This is a genomic window from Rhodococcus sp. 27YEA15 (assembly GCF_049739425.1).
GTDB lineage: Bacteria > Actinomycetota > Actinomycetes > Mycobacteriales > Mycobacteriaceae > Rhodococcus_F.
Genome location: NZ_JBMHHW010000002.1, coordinates 219,259 through 236,868 on the forward strand (window position 1 = coordinate 219,259; position 17,610 = coordinate 236,868).

Here is a 17,610-nt window from a genome sequence, read left to right on the forward strand (position 1 = left end):
TCTCAGGAGTGTTCATTACGACTTCCAGAAGTGTGCGAAGTCCCAGTTGTTGAAGGAGCCGCCGGTCTTCGACTCGACTGCCCCGTGAACGTTGGACGCAAGACCGTCGAACACTGGCGGGAAGAACGGGATGATGTAGCCGCCCTCGGTGTAGTCGATCATTTGCATCTCGTGGGCGATTTCCCCGCGGAGTCCGACGTCGAGGGTTGCCAGCGCCTGCTTGTAGAGGTCGTTGTACCTCGGGTTGTCGAAATGGGTTTCGTTGTAGTGCGAGCTCGGGAGAGTCGCCTGGCTCACCTGCGTCAAGTACGGCTTGTAGTACCAATAGTCTTGGGCGAAAACCCATTCCTTATAGCTCGGACCGTAGAAGTCGGTGACGGTGACGTTGCGCAGCTTGACGTTCACTCCGATGTCCCCGGCTTGTTGCGCGAACAATTGGGCCATGTTGCGTGAGCCCTGTGCGATGTCGCCGGTGACCAGCGTGGTCGTCAGGTCCGAGCGGCCGGCTTGCTTGAGGAGCCACTTCGCCTGGTCGGGGTCGTGCTCACGTTGGGGGATGCTGCGGTCGTAGTCGGGGGACCAGATGCCGAAGATGTCGTTGCCGATGGTGCCGTAGCCACCGAACACGGTGTCCAACATGGCTTGACGGTCGACCGCCAGGCGGAAGGCCTGGCGCACCCGAACATCGTCGAACGGCGCCGTGTCGACGCGCATCGTGAACGGGTTCCACCCTCCGCCCTCGGAGATCAGCACCTGTCTTCCCGCGCCGGTGACGGCCCGGAGAGTCGCTTGGGAAAGGAGGTTGACAACGTCTGCTTGGTTGGACAGCAGCGCGTTGACCTGGCTGGTCTCATCGGGATAGTCGGTGATGATTATCTTATCGAGGTACGGGAACGGTGAGTTCCAGTAGTTTTCGTTCCGGGTCATCACTGTTTGCCGGCCGGGGGTGAAGCTCTCGAGTTTGAAAGGTCCTGTCCCGATTGGCTTTTTGGGATCGAAACCAACCGGAATCACGTATACGGTGACATTGGTGGCCAGGCTCTCCCGAAGGGTCGAGTACGGCCTGTCGAACGGGACGCTGATAGTCAGATCGTCGAGCTTCTTGATCTCATCGGGGATGATGCCGACCAAGGCGGTGGATGCATCACCGGGAGAGGCAGGGTTCACGATGCGGTTGATGGAGAAGATCAGGTCGTCGGCTGCGAGGCTCTTGCCGTTGTGGAAGGTGATTCCCGACCGGAGACGGATCGTCCAGACGGTCGCATCCTCGTTTGGCCACATATCTTCGGCGAGTCGGTTGTAGACCTGCGCATTCGCATCCATCCACACGAGGCTCTCGTACATGTTCGTGGCGCGGCACCAGTCGGGGTTGCTGACAAGTCTGTTCGGATCGCAACTGTCGGAGACGGAACCTCCTGTCAAGGCAGCCCGGAGAGTTCCCCCGTGGATGGGAGGGCCGCCGGAGGAGGCTGCACTCGGGTTGCTCGGAGAGGTGGCACAAGCCCCGAGTAACCCGAATGCACCCAAAGCCAAGGCACCCTTGCCGGCGTTCGTGATCAGCGCACGGCGAGTGATGGTGGTCATTGTGCTCCTTCAAAAGTTGATTGATCCGGTCCGTGCCGGTGATTCCCACGAGGTCCAGTGCTGACCCAACCCTCGGGCAGAGGGCGTTGCAGCCCTCGAATGTTCCCGATGTGCCTGGACGCCATATCGCTTCCCGACTGACAAAGAACCGGACCTGATCGGCTGATCAATGCCAGCGAGCTTGTGGGCATGTGCCGCATACTGTTCATGGAACCGCTCACAATCGCGGGACTTGAATGGCCGTTTAAAACGGTGATTTTGGTCTCAATCGGTGGCCGTTGTCAAGTTTCTCGCGCAGACGCGCGCCTCGTTGCGGTCACCCAGAGGGCCGTACTGCCTCGATTCTCACGCCTGCCAGGGCTGTATGCCAGCAGCATGTGGAGAGATCCACATGCTGCGCTCCCGCAAGTTCAATCGCCAAGTCGATGAATTCATCACCCTCGGCATGATGGTGCGTAGATTTACTCCATCCTTGGGAGCAATGTGCTGACAGGCAAACGACACTTTGCCTAAAAGTCCTTCGACACTGGACAAAGTGTGAGGTTCCGGGCCTGCAATTGCACGCGCAAGATGTGATGGTCGGCACTGTGAAGGCGACTGTGGAAGGTGCTGATAGGTCATCGTCGGCGCCGCGTACGTCCATCAGGTAGCCGATGGGTACACCACTCGCACAACGCCGGCAGCCACTTTTGGGGACCTGCTGAGGACGGAGCAGAACACATGCCGTACAGAGGAGACCAAGACTCGTTGAGGGTCGCGGTCATCGGCGCAGGGCCAGCCGGCATTTTCGCCGCCGAGGCACTGATGCGCTACGAGGGTGCGCCGGTGCAGGTCGACGTGTTGGACCGTCTACCAACGCCGTTCGGCCTGGTGCGCTACGGTGTCGCACCGGATCACCCCACTATCAAATCGGTAGTGTCCATATTGGCAAGCGTCCTGCAGAAGCCAGGGGTTCGATTCCTCGGTAATGTCGAGATCGGAACTGACCTCACCCGCAGCGACCTCATCGCACGATACGACGCAGTCATCTACGCGACCGGTGCTCCCTCGGACCGACGCCTGGGCATCCCTGGAGAGAATTTGCCCGGCAGTGTCTCCGCGGCCGAGTTCGTCGCCTGGTACAACGGCCATCCCGACGCCACCACCGACCACAGCTTGGAGAACAGCGACGTCGTCGTCGTCGGCGCAGGCAACGTCGCACTGGACATCGCACGGGTACTTACTCGCCCCTACGCAGACCTCGCGTGTACCGATATGCCACGCGCGGTACTCGACCGGCTTCAGACCAACGCCACCCAGCGTGTCCACGTGCTGGCCCGTCGAGGCCCTGCCGACGCCAAGTTCGCCACGAAGGAACTACGCGAGCTAGGCGCGATCTCCGAACTCACTGTCACTGTTGACCCCGCACACTACGAGCCCGCTTCGCTTGACGAGTCGGACCGGCGGGTCGCGGCAAATCTGAAATTGTTCGGCGAGTGGGCCACCCGGCCAACGCCGGCCGAAGCGACCCGTGGCGTTACGTTGCGGTTCTACGCCGCCCCGGTAGAGATCATAGGTCAGGATCGGGTCGAGGCAGTCCGGGTAGAACGCACCGTGGTCACTGCGGACGGCCGGACCCAGGCCACCGGCGAGTTCACGACCATTCCCGCAGGCCTGGTGGTTCGCGCCGTCGGCTATCGCAGCAACGGGATCGCCGGTTTGCCTTTCGACGATTCTCGCGGAGTTGTCTCGAACACAGCTGGTCGGGTGAGCGATCAGAGCGAGCAAGGCGCCCGTGAATACGTAGCCGGTTGGCTCAAGCGTGGCCCGAGTGGGGTCATAGGAACCAACAAGGTCGACGCGCAAGAGACCGTTCAAAGCCTCCTCGACGACCACGCGGCCGGGAGACTGCGCCGTCCGGATCCAGATCGATCCGCGGTCGACGAACTGCTCCGGCACCGAGGAGTGGATGTCGTCCCCTACTCAGGTTGGGAAGTAATCGAACGCGCAGAGCTCGAACTCGGCGCGAGCGAAGGCCGAACCAGGAGCAAGATCACCGACTGGCCTCGCCTGCGTGCACTCGGTGCCGAAGCATCTCAGGCCACCACAATCGAGGAGACAAGCTGATGCCCTACGTGATCACCGAGGCGTGCACGGATGTGATGGACCGCAGCTGCATGACACAGTGCCCGGTCGACTGCATCTACCAAGGTGCCCGCGCCTTGTACATAAACCCCGACGAGTGCATCGAATGCGGTGCCTGCGAGGCGGCTTGCCCGGTCGGAGCTGTGTACCTCGAGACCGACCTACCCGACGAATTCGCATCCTCTGCCGAGAGTAATCGTGACTTTTTCGTCTTGACCTTGCCCGGTCGGGACGAGCCATTGGGAAGCCCCGGAGGGGCAATGAACATCGGCCCGATCGGAATCGACACCAGCCACGTCGCGGCGCTCCCCACCCGCTGAGTCTCAACTTCCGGGCCGACCAAAGCGGCCGCGCAACCAGATTCGCTTTGTGCAGGGTCGCTTATCGACTTTGGGGGTCTCTGAAGTGTCCTAGGGATCCCTGTGAATCAGTCTGACAGCATCACCGAAGGAAAGATTATGGACGTAGAAACCATGCCCCGGCCGAAGTTGACCAACTTCTGGCACCCGATCGGTACCTCCGACGAAGTGATCGACCAGCCCCGACCCTTCAAGCTGCTGGGAGAACAACTCGTCGCCTACCGTGACGCCGACGGAGTGGTCGTGATGAACGACCTGTGCATCCACCGCGGTGCTGCACTCTCGTTGGGTAGCGTCAACGACGGCCGGATCACCTGCGCCTACCACGGGTGGCAGTACGACCGGACGGGCGCTTGTGCGCGAATTCCGTCGTTGCCCGAGGGAACGACGATTCCGCGTAAGGCAAAAACCCTCACCTATCGAGCCCAGGAACGCTACGGACTGGTATGGGTCGCACTCGAGGATCCGGTCGAGCCGATCCCCCAGTGGCCGCTCGACAGCTACGACGACCCCGGATTCCGCACCTACCTGGCCCACAAGAAGGTGTGGCACGGATCCGCCGGTCGTGCTTGCGAGGGTGCTCTGGACTTCTCGCACTTCAACCACGCCCACGCTGGCTACCTCGAGCTCATCGACGAGGTCATCACACCGTTTGACGTCAAGATCGACGGTTTCAACATGTCGTACACATACAACGACTCGGTCGTGCAGCGCGAATACGTCTTCCACTCGCCGTTCACGATGTTCATCACCAAGCATCTGGTCGGCTCTCTCGACCAGTCGCTCGAGTGGGACGCACGAAGCGTCACCGAAGACGGAGTGACTGTCGTCAGCCAACTCCACACCCCTCTCGACGACAAGAGTTGCATCGTGTACATGCACGTCGGACGTAACCATCACCTCGACATGGACGACAGTGAGTTCGCCGGGCAGCTCGGTGAACTCGTCGCTGATCAGGACCGGTTGATCGTTGAGAGCCAGCGTCCGGAACGGGTCCCTCTCGATCTGCGTGAAGAGTTGCACATCAAGGTCCCAGACGCAACGGGTATGGCATACCGGCGCATGATGAACAAGATCGACGGTATGGACGGCTTCATCTGACGCACAAAACCCCCACAAAAAAACGACGTCCACCCTCTGCGTGACGCCGCGACGCTATGCGTGTCCTCAGATGAGGGCTGTCGCCGCCGAGTGGGTCGATGAGGCGCATCTGGGCACTCAGCCGCCGAAAAGCCCATCACCCCCTACCCCAACGCATCTTTCAACTAAGTGAGGAATAGCAACTATGAGCGGCCAGACCTATCAGGTGATTGACCCGTCGACCGGCGAGGTCGTCGAGACGTTTGAGCACACCAGCGATGCCGAGATTCAGAGGGCCATCACAGCATCAGCGGTGGCCTACGCCAGCTGGAAGGATATGCCGATCACCGACCGCGCGGTCGTCGTGCGCCGAATCGGAGATCTATTCGTTGAGCGTGCGGTCGACCTGGCCACGATCATGTCTCAGGAGATGGGCAAGTCTGTTGCAGAGGGCATGGAGGAGATAGAGTTCTGCCGGGCGATCTTCGAGTACTACGCGACGGAAGGGCCAGCTCTCGCCGCTGACCAGGAAATCCAGACGACGTCGGGCGGCCACGCCGTAGTACGGAAGCTGCCAGTCGGGCCACTCCTGGGCATCATGCCGTGGAACTTCCCTTACTACCAGGTCGCTCGCTTCGTAGCTCCGAATCTGATGCTCGGTAACACCATCCTACTCAAGCATGCAGCGTCGGTCCCGCGCTCGGCGCTCGCGATCGCGGAGATCATCTCAGATGCGGGCGTGCCACTCGGCGCCTACGAGAATGTCTTCGCAACTCACGCCCAACTCGAGACAATCATCGCTGACCCCAGGGTGCAGGGCATCTCCCTTACCGGCTCTGAACGGGCAGGATCCATCGTTGCCGCACTCGCCGGCAAGCATCTCAAGAAGTGCGTCCTCGAACTCGGAGGCTCGGATCCGATGGTTGTTCTGGATACCGACAATCTCGACGACTTGGTTGACAAGGCGTGGAGTTTCCGTATGTACAACTCCGGCCAGGTGTGCAACTCCAACAAACGCATGATCGTCATGTCCGACCTCTTCGACGACTTCGTTGCAAAGTTGGCTGACAAAGCCCTGGCAGTGGAGAATTTCTCGCCGATGTCGTCGCGAGCGGCAGCCGAATCACTGTCGGCTCTGGTCGACGACGCGGTGAGTAAGGGTGCGACTTTGCACGCGGGTGGCGTTCTCGGCTCCGGCCCAGCTGCCTACTACTCACCGGCAGTGCTCAGCGGCGTCACCGAGAACATGCGGGCTTACCGTGAAGAACTCTTCGGCCCGGTAGCGGTGGTGTACCGGGTCAGTTCTGATGAGGAAGCACTCGACCTCGCCAACGACACCCCCTACGGACTCGGAGGTTCGGTGTTCAGTACCGACACCGATCGCGCGGAACGCGTCGCGACTCGCCTCGACGTCGGGATGTCGAACGTCAACACGACCGCCGGAGAGGGAGCCGACCTTCCGTTCGGAGGAGTGAAGCGTTCAGGTTTCGGGCGTGAACTGGGCCCACTCGGCATGGACGAGTTCGTGAACAAGCGACTGACGTATATCGCCTAGACCTGACTACTTTGCAGTCTCCCGGGGTTGTTTGCCGTATTCGGTCACGCTTTCCAAGCAGGTAATTGAAGCCACTGCTTGCTCGTTCAGCGACCGACTCCGGCCAAGGGACCTGTATAAAACACCAATATCCCGGATGTAATCGATACGGATACTCCGTGGCGACTACGTTGCACTCGCAGGCAAGAAGGGGTCTCGGCCAACATACGAGCCGAGACACAATCGAAGTGTTCGAGTCGTTACTTATCGCCAGCGATGAGTAACGACTCGAACACTATTGCGAGCCATCACGGCTCGGACGGCACGAGCGCTGCCCGAGCCGTGATAAAAGCCAACACTGCGAGTTCCATGATGGAGACGTCATTCGATGGTTTGCGCTGCCCCTCCAGAAAGCGGGAAGTTCAGGGACTAAATCAGCGTCCTGTGCTTCCCGTCCACGCCTGATCCGAGCACGTCCGATAAGCCCGACTCATCAGGTCCAACGAACCGACACTCTCGGATTTGATGAGTCCTGCCGCAGCGTGCCGTCCGAGTCAGCCTCCGCAATACGGGCGGCACGCTGCATACAGATTTCGCCCGAACATCGGAAGACTTGGCGGTCCGCAGCGAATCAACGAAAGAACGCCCACGAGAGGGCATCGCTCGTGATGGACTTGCGCATAAGAGGATTGGCCAACAGCCATGTTCACGAATCGGCGCCGATCGAGGACGCGTTTGACTACAAGGCGTTCCATACCAACACGAGAACAATGGATTCCATCTGCCATTGATGCTCAAATCGAGGGAGCGCGCGACGCATCCCCATGAACACGGCATCGCGAAAAATGCGACAAAACGATATCACCGTCGAACTTTTGCGCGATATCCACTCTCGCACACAGAAAGAAAACCGGAGAATCAACGTCGAGATGAATCGCTCTGGGTCTGATGGAGACCTCCTCGGACATGTGTCGTCAGTCTCGATGGATCCGTATCTGCACCCTCAACAGAGATTCGGCATCGTCCGATGGCAAAGTGATCACGCCAGACTCGAGATGACCTTGAGCAGTGGGCAACCTGCTTTCATCCCCCGATACGTCGAGGCGAAGCCTCCGGTGGTCGGCAGACGTAGAAGAAGAGATTTCCCTGCCGACCGTCGCGAACCCGTCATAGCAACCGCATGGCGGTTGGTGGAAGAAGGTCAATCGGTTCTCATTTTCTGCCCCCAACGCCGCGGCGTGACTCCATACGCCGAACGCATCGTCAAACTCCACCAGCAAGGTCTCATAGGCACAATCCTCGCCCCGGTGCCGATCTCGCCGACGCCCGCGCAGTGGGCACTGAATGGTTCGGAGCGGACCACCCCATTCTCAAATGCCTAGAACTCGGAGTCGCGATTCACCACGGGACACTGCCAGGCCCCTTCAGAAAAGAAATCGAACAACTCCTGCACGACGGCGCTATCAAAGTCACCATAGCGTCCCCGACACTTTCACAAGGTCTCAATCTTTCCGCCTCCGCCGTGCTCTTCCACGGACTCAGTAACGGCCAGGATCTGCTCACGGGAGCCCAATTTTCCAATGTGATCGGGCGCGCGTACGTCGATACAGAGGGCCTGGTGCTCTACCCACACTTTCCCTCAGACATTCGGAGGGACGCGAATCGCCTAAAAGAGTGGGCGACACTGACCGCCGGCGAAGCAGGCAAGGACTTGAGATCAGGCCTGATATCAGTGGGAGTGAAACTGATCAAACGCGTAATCGACGCGGCCGGCACTGGTCGCGTGGAAAGCTTCCTCGACTACGTGACCGGCGGACCCGACTGGGCGTTCCCAGAACGCGAACACGAGTCCGCCCAAGCAACTCAAGATGCCAGAGAATCGTGGCAGTCCAATCTGTTGCTACTCGACACCAGCATTCTCAGCATCAGGGGAGATGATGAAGCCGACCCGGACCAAATCACTCAACTACTCCTCGACGTGCTGCGGGCGGTTTCAAGAACCCAGCGCAACACCTTCATTCGGAGGTTGTCGTGGCGGTTTCGTGGAACGATCGGTGCATCGCGTATTCGATGCTTCTTGTGGGTGTGTCAGCTCAGGAAACGGCGAGGCGATTCGGTGTGAACACGGGAGCGGTCGTCGAGTGGGCCAGGCTGGCGGGCATGGTGATCCGTATGGGAGCCCGAGGCGGTATCGAGCCTGTCACTACGTCAACGTCAGCGTTGAATCCTCAACGCGCATACCGTCGCTTGACTCACGAGGACCGTGTCTTCATCGAGATGGCGATCAACAGCACGCCCGCGTGGTCGATGCGAGCGATCGGCCGGCATCTGGACGTTGCCGCGTCCACAATTTCACGGGAGCTTGGACGTCACAGAGTCGAGACCGGGCGAGGACGCGGCGGGTCGCGGGAGACGAGATACCATGCCGGGGTCGCGCATCACCACACGATGCGCTCGCGCGTGAGAACAAGGCCGCGCAAACTTGATTGCCATGAGCTGCGGTCACTCATCGTCACAGGCTTGAACGAGAAGCACTCTCCGCAGCAGATCGCAGGGAGACAACGGATGATGTTTCCCCAACCAGCCGCAGTTGTGGGTGTCCCACGAAACAATCTACCAAGCCCTCTATGTCCAAGGCCGGGGATCGTTACGGCACGAATTGACCGTCGCCAAGGCGTTGCGTTCAGGCCGTTCTCGCAGGACACCTGCCTCACGGTTGCCATCGCGCGATGTCCGACCGTGGTTAGCGGGGGCCCGGCTCACGGACCGGCCCGCTTCCGCAGCCGATCGTGCTGTACCTGGGAATTGGGAAGGCGATCTCGTTGTCGGTCCCGCAAGCTCCGGGATCGTCACGCTCGTCGAGCGGAACACACGCTTCGCGTTGGTAGAACGCCTACCCGGCGTCCGCGACTCGGCCACCGTGATCGACGTCATCCGCAACCAAATCATGCGCCTCCCAGAACATCTCAGGAAAACTCTGACCTGGGATCAGGGGCAGGAGATGTCGAGACACAAAGACTTCACGATCGCTACCCGATGCCCCGTGTTCTTTTGTGACCCGCATTCGCCCTGGCAACGAGGCTCGAACGAGAACCTGAACGGTTTGATCCGCGACTACTACCCGAAGGGCACTAACTTCAACAACGTCACCGACGACGCGATCGAGGCAATGGTAGAGCAGCTCAACAACCGCCCCCGGAAGATTCACGGATTCCATACCCCTCGTGAGAAACTGAACGAACTCATCAGCAGTGTTGCGCTGGGTTCTTGAAACCGCCACGTGTATTCGAACAGGATCGTCGGCTATTCGATCGACTCCCGAATGAAGGCGTCGCTGGCTGTGAACGCCCTGACTAATGCCCTCGCTCTTCGCGGCGCAGCCGGGACGATCGTACATTCCGATCGGGGCAGCCAATTTCGGTCGAGGAAGTTCGTTCATACATTGTCCAACAACGGTTTACAAGGTTCCATGGGCAGGGTCGGGGCATGCGGTGACAATGCCGCAATGGAATCTTTCTTCTCACTGATGCAAAAGAACGTCCTCGACCGACAACGGTGGTCGACTCAGGAACAGCTGCGGTTGGCGATCGTGACCTGGATCGAGAAGATCTACCATCGCAAACGCAGGCAACGGCGCCTCGGGAAGCTCACCCCGATCGAGTTTGAGACAATCAACCAGGCTGCATACGCGGCTTGAAGCTATCAACCCCACGTGTCAACTGAAGTGGGTGCAGTCCCTTGCTCGGATTCGTCCCTGCCAATTCCGTCGTGGTGATCGCGCTCACGGGATCACCGGCCACCCTTGCGTTCGTTGCGCGTACCGATGTCATCGGTGCCGATGCGGCAGCCGACTACAGCACCGCACTCGAGCTCAGCGCCCCCTCAGAGTTGTCCGATATCGCCTCTGAGCTGCATCGGCGGTGATCAAGAACGCGTTCGACATTCTCTTCCGTCCAGGTCTTGAAGCTGCTCACGATCGCTAGCACTTCATGCCCCATCGGTTCGAGGGAGTACTCGACCCTCGGCGGGATTCCCGGCATAGCGTGGCGCGAGACGAACCCGTCTCGTTGGAGGATGCGCAGCGTCTGCGCCATCATTTTGTGGCTGATTCCAGGGAGCTGTCGTCGTAGTGCCGAGTACCGTACCGCCGGCGCATCGTCGAGGAGTAGGAGCGTTCGAATCACCCACTTGCTCGACAGGACTTCAAACAGTTCACGTGCAGGGCAGTACCCGGGCTCCGCCGTACGCTCGCCGTGCTCTGCGGTTGATATTGCCGTCTTGTTCTGCATGTTTGTCCTCCGTCGTCTGTAGCGTTCTCGATGGTCAGAGTGCAGCGTGTAGCGCTGAAGACACCTCGCTGATGCGACCGGGTACATGTCCAACGGTAACCAAGTTGACGACGAGTCCATCGATTCCCTTTGCAATCACCTGCTGCGCTAGCTGGTCGGCGACGGTTGCCGAGGTGCCGACGAAGTGCCTGCCAGCAGCACTTCGAGCCGCGGGTCGGCTTGCAATGAAGTCAGCGTATCCCTGTTGTGCTTCCCGCTCGGTGTCGCCTGTGAACAGATAGGCCGTATAGGACAAGCGAAGTGTGGCAGGGTCCCGGTCGACTTCTTCACATCGGACATGTGCAGCAACGACTTTGCGGGGAACCGCTCCTACGTCGCTGAGGATGTTGAGGTGGTCAGCGAATCTGGCTGCGAGACCGAAAGTGCGGACCTCGCCGCCGCCGCCGATCAGGATCTCTGTATCTGCCCGCAACGGTGGATTCAGGATCGGGTTATCGCACCGGTACCAGCGGCCGGTAAAGGGTAGTCCTGGGTTAGTTGAAGTGAGCCCCCTCAAGATCTGCAGTGTCTCGGTGAGTTTGCCGTAGCGGTCCGTCAGGTTGCCGAGGTCGAATCCGAAGTCCCGATGTTCCTGCTCGAACCACCCTGTTCCGAGACCAATGCTGGCGCGTCCACCGCTGATCGCATCGATCGTCGCGGTCGACTTGGCCAGAAGCAGGGGGTTTCGGTAGGTCGCGCTCGTCACCAGTGGCGATAGCCCGATCGTTGACGTCACTGCTGCGAGGGCCGCCAGCAGAGTCTGTGACTCAAACATCCTTCCGTCGATCGGACCGATAAGCGGCAGTGGATAGAAGTGGTCCATCACGTACAGGCAGTCGAACCTGGCGGACTCCGCCTCATGCGCCTGGGCGATGACCGTAGCGACGGTGTGGTGTGGTGTGGTGCCGTACTCGAAATTGGGGATCTGGTAGCCGAGGAACATCGGTGGCTACGCGGCGCGCTCGCGGCTGCCGACCAATGCGACGAGATCCCCGAAGGTCTCGCAGTTGTGCAGGTCGTCATCGAGCAGGACGATCTTGAGTTCCTTCTCCAGTGCCGATCCGAGCTCGAGGACAGATAAGGAGTCGAGGCCAGCATCCTCGAAGCGAGTTTCGAGGGCGACCTCGATTGTGTCGTCGGGTAACTCGCGGTTGACAATCTGTTGAAGGGCGGCCGCGGTGAGAGTGGTCATGATGCTGCTCCTTGTTCGTGTGTGAGGAGTGTGTTTGAGGTATAGATCGGTGTGACTTCCGGCCAGGTCAGGGTTGCGGCACCCCACGCTGCTCCTGCGCCATAGGCGGTGAGGAGGGTCCTGCTGCCGGTGGCGATGGCTCCGCCTCGTGCCGCCATGGCGAGGGGGATGGACGCTGCGGAGGTATTACCGACCTCGTCGAGGTGGACCACGGCCTTGTCCCATGCGACCCCGAGTTCGTTGGCGACTCCGCGAAGGATTCGAGCGTTGGCTTGATGACCAATGAGGGTGTCAACCTGGTCGATATTCCAGCCGGGGCCCGCGAGCGCCTTGCGAGAGATGTCGGCCATTGACCTGATCGCGCGTGTAAACACGCGACGACCGTCCATTTGGAAGTACGGCGACAGGGCCTGCTCCGGGTGAGCTTCCGCGTAGGCGCCTCCGCCGGGTACGGTGATGAGCTGGTGATCAGCCCCATCGGATGCGATTTCAACGCTATGGATACGACCGTTGACTGCATCAGGATTGTGGCGCAGCAGCACCGCGCCGGCACCGTCACCGAAGATCACTGCGGTGGATCGGTCTTGCCGATCTAACAGCGTGCTGAACGATTCGGCTGCGACGACGAGCGCGGTCTTATAGCCGTGCTCTCCGAGCATCGATCCGGCAACTGCAAGAGCGTAGATGAACCCGGAGCACACTGCCGAGACATCGAACGCTGGCCGAGGCGGGAGCCCAAGCTTGTCAGCGATGATCGGGGCGGTGGCGGGGCAGCGGAAATCGGGTGTCGTAGTCGCACAGATCACCACGTCGGGAACACACTGCTCCTGGGCCGAGTCCAGGGCATTGCGGCCGGCGACTACACCCATGTCACTGGTGGCTATTCCGGGGCTAACGAAATGCCTACTGCGGATTCCGGTTCGTTGAGTAATCCATTCATCTGAAGTGTCAAGCGCGAGAGACATTTCACTATTAAGCACCGGAGAGCCGGGGACAAACCCTCCTATTCCGATGATTTCGACGTCATCCAATTTGGTCATATCCACCTCCTTGTGCAATCTTGTGCGCTACGGAACAAGTCAGTTCTATGCCTGGCCGCCTGTACCGAATGTCAGCAGTTCGCCAGGTCTCTTTTTGAATAGCCACCAAAGACAGTTTCTGGAGATCGGTTACAGATTTCACGTTCGGAACTCGAAACTCGGGGGCCTGAGCGCGGATGCGCAGTCGCCTCATCCAAAGAGTGTTGCTCGTTGCTCGCTGCAAGTTGTCGAGGTCATAGAGAAGAATCTGTCCCACCTGCAACGCCTCGCAGAACGCGTCGATGAGGTGCACACTCGCAACTCCTGGGCTGGCGTCAACTCCGACCACCGCCGTATTTTCAGTGTCGCGCTCGGTTAGCAGCTGTGAAGTTGCGTTGTTGCCGTCGAAGTCGATCTCAAGGTTACTGACGGTGTTGATGTGGTGCCGGAAGCCGTCCACGTAGGGGTGCGGGGCCGTAGTCACCGGGCGATTTGCCTCCGACTCGGTATTCGCGATCTCCTCGGAGTTGGTGGCGTGATGAGCGACTGTGATCTGCGCCTTGAAACCGCCGATGTCGGCTGTAGTGATTGTGCGGTCGTCTCCGGCGACGTGGGATTCGCCGGACACAGCAAGGTTTATGGCAGCACCCTCTTCAGGCGCGACTGGTGCGCGTATGGTCAGCTCTTCAGTCCAGCAGGGCCCTTCGACTTTGCGGAGGCGTGCGGAGTGCTCGCCAAGCAGCGCGGCAGCGACAATGATGTCAATGCTGCTGGCGTGGGGAAGCTGACGTGCAGCGCCTTTAGTGGACCATTGGTCCGGCATCGTCAGACTTAACTCACCCGCGAAGCTTCCCGCGAACATCGGGCCGATCGAGATATCCTGGCGGACTCGTTTATAGCCGCTGCCAAAGAACCGACCCCCGAAGGGGCCGAGATAATCATCGGCGGTCGCGGTCTGGATAGTCGTATATGAGTCAGAACTTCTGTTGGCCATGAATGCTCCCAAGTTGGGGTATGTAGGCGATCGACTCGGGGTGGCTGATTGATCGCCATCCCTACTCAAATACTGTCGAGACACGGCCCTGATTGTCGACTGAATGTTCTGAATTGCACTATGGGATGACCGGGGCTACTACGATAGTGAATCAAGTCACATTGCGGTCCGATGGTCGATGCTCGGCCGAATTTGGTAGATCTTCTCACTTCAGGCCGTTGGCCCGGTCGGCGAGCTGACCGGAGTGAAATAGCGACCGTAGCCCAGGGCGACGCCGCGGAGGTGTTCGAGCCCGCCATTGATCGCTTCGACCGGCGGTGCTGACGCCGGTGTCAGAGTTAGGTCATCAGCGCCCAACACGGAATTTAGCTTGACCCGCTGCTTCTTCTCGGTGAGCTGCGTGGTGCGGGTGAGCAGGATTTGGGGGCATCAGGCAGTCCTCGCCAGGCATGTTCTCTGTAGTTGGTGTGTGCTCCGGAGCGCGAAGTGACGCAGGACCACCGGGGCTCAGCGAGCGCCGTCAACGGGTGACAGGAACGCCTAGCGCGAGATTCACCGACGGATACGCCGCCAATACCATCCCCATCGTCCTGTACTCCACAGGGGCGGCGATACCACCAGCACAGTAGCTGAGAGTTTCCGGTAGTAACGACAGCACCTCATGCCGCTCCCACAACGCCAGAAAGCTGGGTACACGCTTCAACATCGTTACCGTGTCCTGCAGGCTCCTGTCATATGGGTACCGGGCCACTTGCTGGCGATACCGCGCCACAAGTAGCCGACCAGCAGTAGTGGGGTCGCCGTACCACGATTCGCGGCCAGGCTCGGTGAACATGCGCACCAGACAGTTGGTGCCAACACGCACGCCGAGTAGCTGCTCTGCGCTGGAGTTGGCGGCTAGTACCTCCCAGTGTCTACTAATCGCATATATGGGATCGCCGGCGTTGAAGCTGTCGATCACCAGCTGGATTTCTGTCAAATCCGTCTCTGGAACTAGCACTGGCTGTGCCAGCTTCTGAGGTTCCGCAAGTTGTTTTTTCCGGTGACCACGAAGCTTCTGGTCGGTCTTATCGACAGGAGCGGTTAACCCGCCGAGCAAGTACAGGTACTCCTCCTCATCACTGGAGAGACTGAAGGCCCCTACTAACGACCGTGCAACATCGATGGTCAACGAGATTTCGCGTCCCTGTTCCAACTGCGTGTACCAAGACAACCCAACACCGGCGAGCTGGGCGACCTCTGGACGTCGTAGTCCACGGATCCTTCGCCGGGGTGGCATTGTCTCCAATAAGCCTGAATCCACCGGTGACGTACGTTCACGACATGACCGCAGGAACCGCGCCAGTTCGGCACGCCGGTAGTCCCCAGAGATGGCCCCCGTCACGGGAGCCATCTCCAGGGGTCGACAAGCACTTTGCAGCCCTCAAGGAGCCGCTCCTGCGCATAATGATCCGAGCGCCAGACCACAATCATTCGGATCAGCTCGGCAGAGGATGCAGTCCCGGACAATCGGTGCCCGCTACTTTGATGGCAGTTGGGCAGCGAAAACGTCATGATTGAAATACGCTCGAGCATTGGCGATTTCACCGGAATCTGTAAGTTCAAACACTGTGATTCCAGCCCAATTAACAGGGGAACCCGACTCCCTATGCACTACAGCACCAGACCATTTTACAGCAGTCACACCTCCAGTCGTGAAGGCGGACTCCGGAGTCAGTCCGTAGAATGGCTTAAATGCGTCAAACGCGCCGACTAATCGAGCGTAAATGTTTTCACGTCCATCAATTGGATCAGACCCAACAGGATCGTAGAATAGACCGTCCTTCGAGAAGGAGTCGGCCCACATCCGTGGATCGCTCGTTTGGGACCCTTCGAAAAACTGTGCCACCTTCTGCGGCATTGCGGGAAAGTGCATTTTTGCTCCTAAACTCGGATTGATCTCTGACGTAGTAGTAGCAGTAGCACTAGTGAGAGGCTCTTCGCGAAATCATGCCTACTCCAACCAGGGCAACTAAACCACACCCAACGGCGCTAGCCCACAGTGCCGAACCAAATTCGGACTGCCCCCTCGCAATGGCCTGAGTAACGGCTGCTCCAGCGATTGAGACACCGATCAGCCCTCCGATTTGCCTCGAAGCGTTTAACGTTCCTGAAGCTACACCAACAAACTCTGGCGAGACAGCGCTAACAATCATGTTTGCCGCACAAGCGGCCATTACCCCGCCGCCAAAGCCGGCCAGAACCATCCCGACGAAACAGATTTCTATTTGATTCGGATTTAGCGTGAGTGAGACGATTGAAAATCCCGCACATGACAGTATTCCTGAACCCAGCAGCAATGCTTCAGCGGAGTATCGTCTCAGTAGATACGGGGACGAGAAGTTGGCGCCCATGATAGCGACGTTCAGCGGCAACAATGCCACCCCAGACAGGATCGGCGAGTAATGGAATCTAAATAGCAAAGCTTGGCTGATGACGTAAATAGACGCGTAGCATGCAAAATTTACAAAGAATCCAGTTACCGCACTGCTCGTGAAATTAGGAATCGAGAATAGCCGCAGAGGCAGCATGGCTCCGTCGCGACGCTCTACTATGAGAAACAATGCAAATGAAGTAGCTGTGCAGACCATCAAGACGACCGTCGTTGGCGCGCCCCAACCCCATCCCGGGCCCTGAACCAATATCAAAGTCAATGAACTCAAGAATGTGACTATTAATATCTGGCCCCAGAGATCGATCTTCTTTCGAGCGCCACTCTTGATATTCTTATGGCGTGGCAACCCAGACTTAAAGAGGAGTGCTATAGCGATAGCGGCAATTGGCACATTGATGAAGAATATCAACCTCCATCCAACTAGCTGGGACACAGCGCCCCCAACGATAGGACCGAACCCTAAGGCCGCACTTCCTACAGCCGACCATCCGCTAATTGCTGCTACTCTAGAGGCACCTGGCGGGTACGCATTAACAACCATGGTAAGCGATGTTGGAACAATTAACGCGGCGCCAATCCCTTGGATGAGACGAAACGCAACCAAATAGTCGATCGACTTCGCACTACCACATAGAATGGACGCTACCGCGAACACACCTAGCCCAATGCAAAATAGACGCCACGGGGCAACCCTGTCTCCAAGTGAGCCTCCGGTTAGCAAAAATGCCGCGAAAGTCAGTGTGTATCCATTCAACACCCACACCAGTCCACTTTCACCAACATCTAAGCTGGATGCAATCTGTTCAGTTGCCACATTCACGACGCTTACGTCAAGGACAACCATTAGGAAACCCAGGGCGCCTGCCATAAGAACGGACGCCCTCGACAAGTGGAGATCCTTGGGGGGCGACTCCTTAGCGCAACTACCTCCTTGCTGTATCGGCCGCTTCATTGAGAGTTCG

At 59.0% G+C, this 17,610-nt stretch carries 16 protein-coding genes and 1 pseudogene; 8 read left to right on the top strand and 9 right to left on the bottom strand.

What is annotated here, in order from left to right:
* Positions 1-15 precede the first annotated feature (15 nt).
* Positions 16-1,584, bottom strand: coding sequence for an ABC transporter substrate-binding protein (locus tag ABH922_RS26015; protein WP_424809924.1), 1,569 nt, complete (start codon positions 1,582-1,584; stop codon positions 16-18).
* Positions 1,585-2,304: 720 nt separating this feature from the next.
* Here ABH922_RS26015 and ABH922_RS26020 point away from each other — a divergent pair.
* The 8 genes and pseudogenes from ABH922_RS26020 to ABH922_RS26055 all read left to right on the top strand — a co-directional run bounded on the left by ABH922_RS26020 (position 2,305) and on the right by ABH922_RS26055 (position 10,605).
* Complete coding sequence (locus tag ABH922_RS26020) at positions 2,305-3,690, top strand: FAD-dependent oxidoreductase (protein WP_424809925.1); 1,386 nt, start codon at positions 2,305-2,307, stop codon at positions 3,688-3,690.
* Positions 3,690-4,028: a ferredoxin gene (gene fdxA / locus ABH922_RS26025; RefSeq protein WP_424809926.1), complete on the top strand. Its 339-nt coding sequence runs from the start codon at positions 3,690-3,692 to the stop codon at positions 4,026-4,028. Before ABH922_RS26020 ends, fdxA begins: the two co-directional genes overlap by 1 nt.
* A 138-nt stretch (positions 4,029-4,166) precedes the next feature.
* A complete protein-coding gene (locus ABH922_RS26030; RefSeq protein ID WP_424809921.1) occupies positions 4,167-5,168 on the top strand; it encodes a Rieske 2Fe-2S domain-containing protein in 1,002 nt (333 codons plus the stop codon).
* Positions 5,169-5,352: 184 nt separating this feature from the next.
* A complete protein-coding gene (locus tag ABH922_RS26035) occupies positions 5,353-6,702 on the top strand; it encodes an NAD-dependent succinate-semialdehyde dehydrogenase (RefSeq protein WP_424809927.1) in 1,350 nt (449 codons plus the stop codon).
* Positions 6,703-8,014: 1,312 nt separating this feature from the next.
* Entirely contained in the window at positions 8,015-8,803 is a 789-nt protein-coding gene (locus ABH922_RS26040) for a hypothetical protein (RefSeq protein WP_424809928.1), read from the top strand.
* 474 nt (positions 8,804-9,277) lie between these two features.
* The gene (locus tag ABH922_RS26045; RefSeq protein WP_424810320.1) at positions 9,278-9,952 is read left to right on the top strand and encodes an IS30 family transposase; all 675 of its coding nucleotides are present in this window, start codon (positions 9,278-9,280) and stop codon (positions 9,950-9,952) included.
* A gap of 3 nt (positions 9,953-9,955) precedes the next feature.
* Positions 9,956-10,378, top strand: a pseudogene (locus tag ABH922_RS26050) (transposase); the annotation flags it as partial.
* A 41-nt stretch (positions 10,379-10,419) separates the two neighbouring features.
* A complete protein-coding gene (locus ABH922_RS26055; protein WP_424809929.1) occupies positions 10,420-10,605 on the top strand; it encodes a DUF4192 family protein in 186 nt (61 codons plus the stop codon).
* Here the strand turns inward: ABH922_RS26055 and ABH922_RS26060 are convergent.
* From ABH922_RS26060 to ABH922_RS26095, 8 genes are all read right to left on the bottom strand, one after another.
* A complete protein-coding gene (locus ABH922_RS26060) occupies positions 10,533-11,090 on the bottom strand; it encodes a winged helix-turn-helix transcriptional regulator (protein ID WP_424809930.1) in 558 nt (185 codons plus the stop codon). The genes ABH922_RS26055 and ABH922_RS26060 overlap by 73 nt on opposite strands.
* Entirely contained in the window at positions 11,005-11,952 is a 948-nt protein-coding gene (locus ABH922_RS26065; RefSeq protein WP_424809931.1) for an LLM class flavin-dependent oxidoreductase, read from the bottom strand. The genes ABH922_RS26060 and ABH922_RS26065 overlap by 86 nt, the downstream gene beginning before the upstream one ends.
* Positions 11,953-11,958: 6 nt before the next feature.
* A complete protein-coding gene (locus ABH922_RS26070) occupies positions 11,959-12,201 on the bottom strand; it encodes an acyl carrier protein (RefSeq protein WP_424809932.1) in 243 nt (80 codons plus the stop codon).
* Positions 12,198-13,241: a beta-ketoacyl-ACP synthase 3 gene (locus ABH922_RS26075; RefSeq protein WP_424810321.1), complete on the bottom strand. Its 1,044-nt coding sequence runs from the start codon at positions 13,239-13,241 to the stop codon at positions 12,198-12,200. The genes ABH922_RS26070 and ABH922_RS26075 overlap by 4 nt, the downstream gene beginning before the upstream one ends.
* Positions 13,225-14,214, bottom strand: a complete 990-nt coding sequence (locus ABH922_RS26080) for an AvrD family protein (protein WP_424809933.1) — start codon at positions 14,212-14,214, stop codon at positions 13,225-13,227. Before ABH922_RS26080 ends, ABH922_RS26075 begins: the two co-directional genes overlap by 17 nt.
* Positions 14,215-14,734: 520 nt before the next feature.
* On the bottom strand, positions 14,735-15,607 hold the full coding sequence (locus ABH922_RS26085) for a helix-turn-helix transcriptional regulator (protein ID WP_424809934.1): 873 nt from the start codon (positions 15,605-15,607) through the stop codon (positions 14,735-14,737).
* 126 nt (positions 15,608-15,733) lie between these two features.
* Positions 15,734-16,129 carry a nuclear transport factor 2 family protein gene (locus ABH922_RS26090; RefSeq protein WP_424809935.1) on the bottom strand — a complete coding sequence of 132 codons (396 nt, stop codon included), beginning with the start codon at positions 16,127-16,129 and terminating at the stop codon, positions 15,734-15,736.
* Positions 16,130-16,178: 49 nt separating this feature from the next.
* Complete coding sequence (locus tag ABH922_RS26095; protein WP_424809936.1) at positions 16,179-17,600, bottom strand: MFS transporter; 1,422 nt, start codon at positions 17,598-17,600, stop codon at positions 16,179-16,181.
* Between the last annotated feature and the right edge of the window lie 10 nt (positions 17,601-17,610).

Bases quoted from the DNA above. Each gene is read 5' to 3' on its own strand.
- ABH922_RS26075 (WP_424810321.1), bottom strand. From the start codon at position 13,241: ATGACCAAATTGGATGACGTCGAAATCATCGGAATAGGAGGGTTTGTC.
- ABH922_RS26015 (WP_424809924.1), bottom strand. From the start codon at position 1,584: ATGACCACCATCACTCGCCGTGCGCTGATCACGAACGCCGGCAAGGGT.
- ABH922_RS26085 (WP_424809934.1), bottom strand. From the start codon at position 15,607: ATGGCTCCCGTGACGGGGGCCATCTCTGGGGACTACCGGCGTGCCGAA.
- ABH922_RS26070 (WP_424809932.1), bottom strand. From the start codon at position 12,201: ATGACCACTCTCACCGCGGCCGCCCTTCAACAGATTGTCAACCGCGAG.
- ABH922_RS26095 (WP_424809936.1), bottom strand. From the start codon at position 17,600: ATGAAGCGGCCGATACAGCAAGGAGGTAGTTGCGCTAAGGAGTCGCCC.
- ABH922_RS26090 (WP_424809935.1), bottom strand. From the start codon at position 16,129: ATGCACTTTCCCGCAATGCCGCAGAAGGTGGCACAGTTTTTCGAAGGG.
- ABH922_RS26065 (WP_424809931.1), bottom strand. From the start codon at position 11,952: ATGTTCCTCGGCTACCAGATCCCCAATTTCGAGTACGGCACCACACCA.
- ABH922_RS26060 (WP_424809930.1), bottom strand. From the start codon at position 11,090: ATGGACTCGTCGTCAACTTGGTTACCGTTGGACATGTACCCGGTCGCA.
- ABH922_RS26035 (WP_424809927.1), top strand. From the start codon at position 5,353: ATGAGCGGCCAGACCTATCAGGTGATTGACCCGTCGACCGGCGAGGTC.
- ABH922_RS26080 (WP_424809933.1), bottom strand. From the start codon at position 14,214: ATGGCCAACAGAAGTTCTGACTCATATACGACTATCCAGACCGCGACC.
- fdxA (WP_424809926.1), top strand. From the start codon at position 3,690: ATGCCCTACGTGATCACCGAGGCGTGCACGGATGTGATGGACCGCAGC.
- ABH922_RS26020 (WP_424809925.1), top strand. From the start codon at position 2,305: ATGCCGTACAGAGGAGACCAAGACTCGTTGAGGGTCGCGGTCATCGGC.
- ABH922_RS26030 (WP_424809921.1), top strand. From the start codon at position 4,167: ATGGACGTAGAAACCATGCCCCGGCCGAAGTTGACCAACTTCTGGCAC.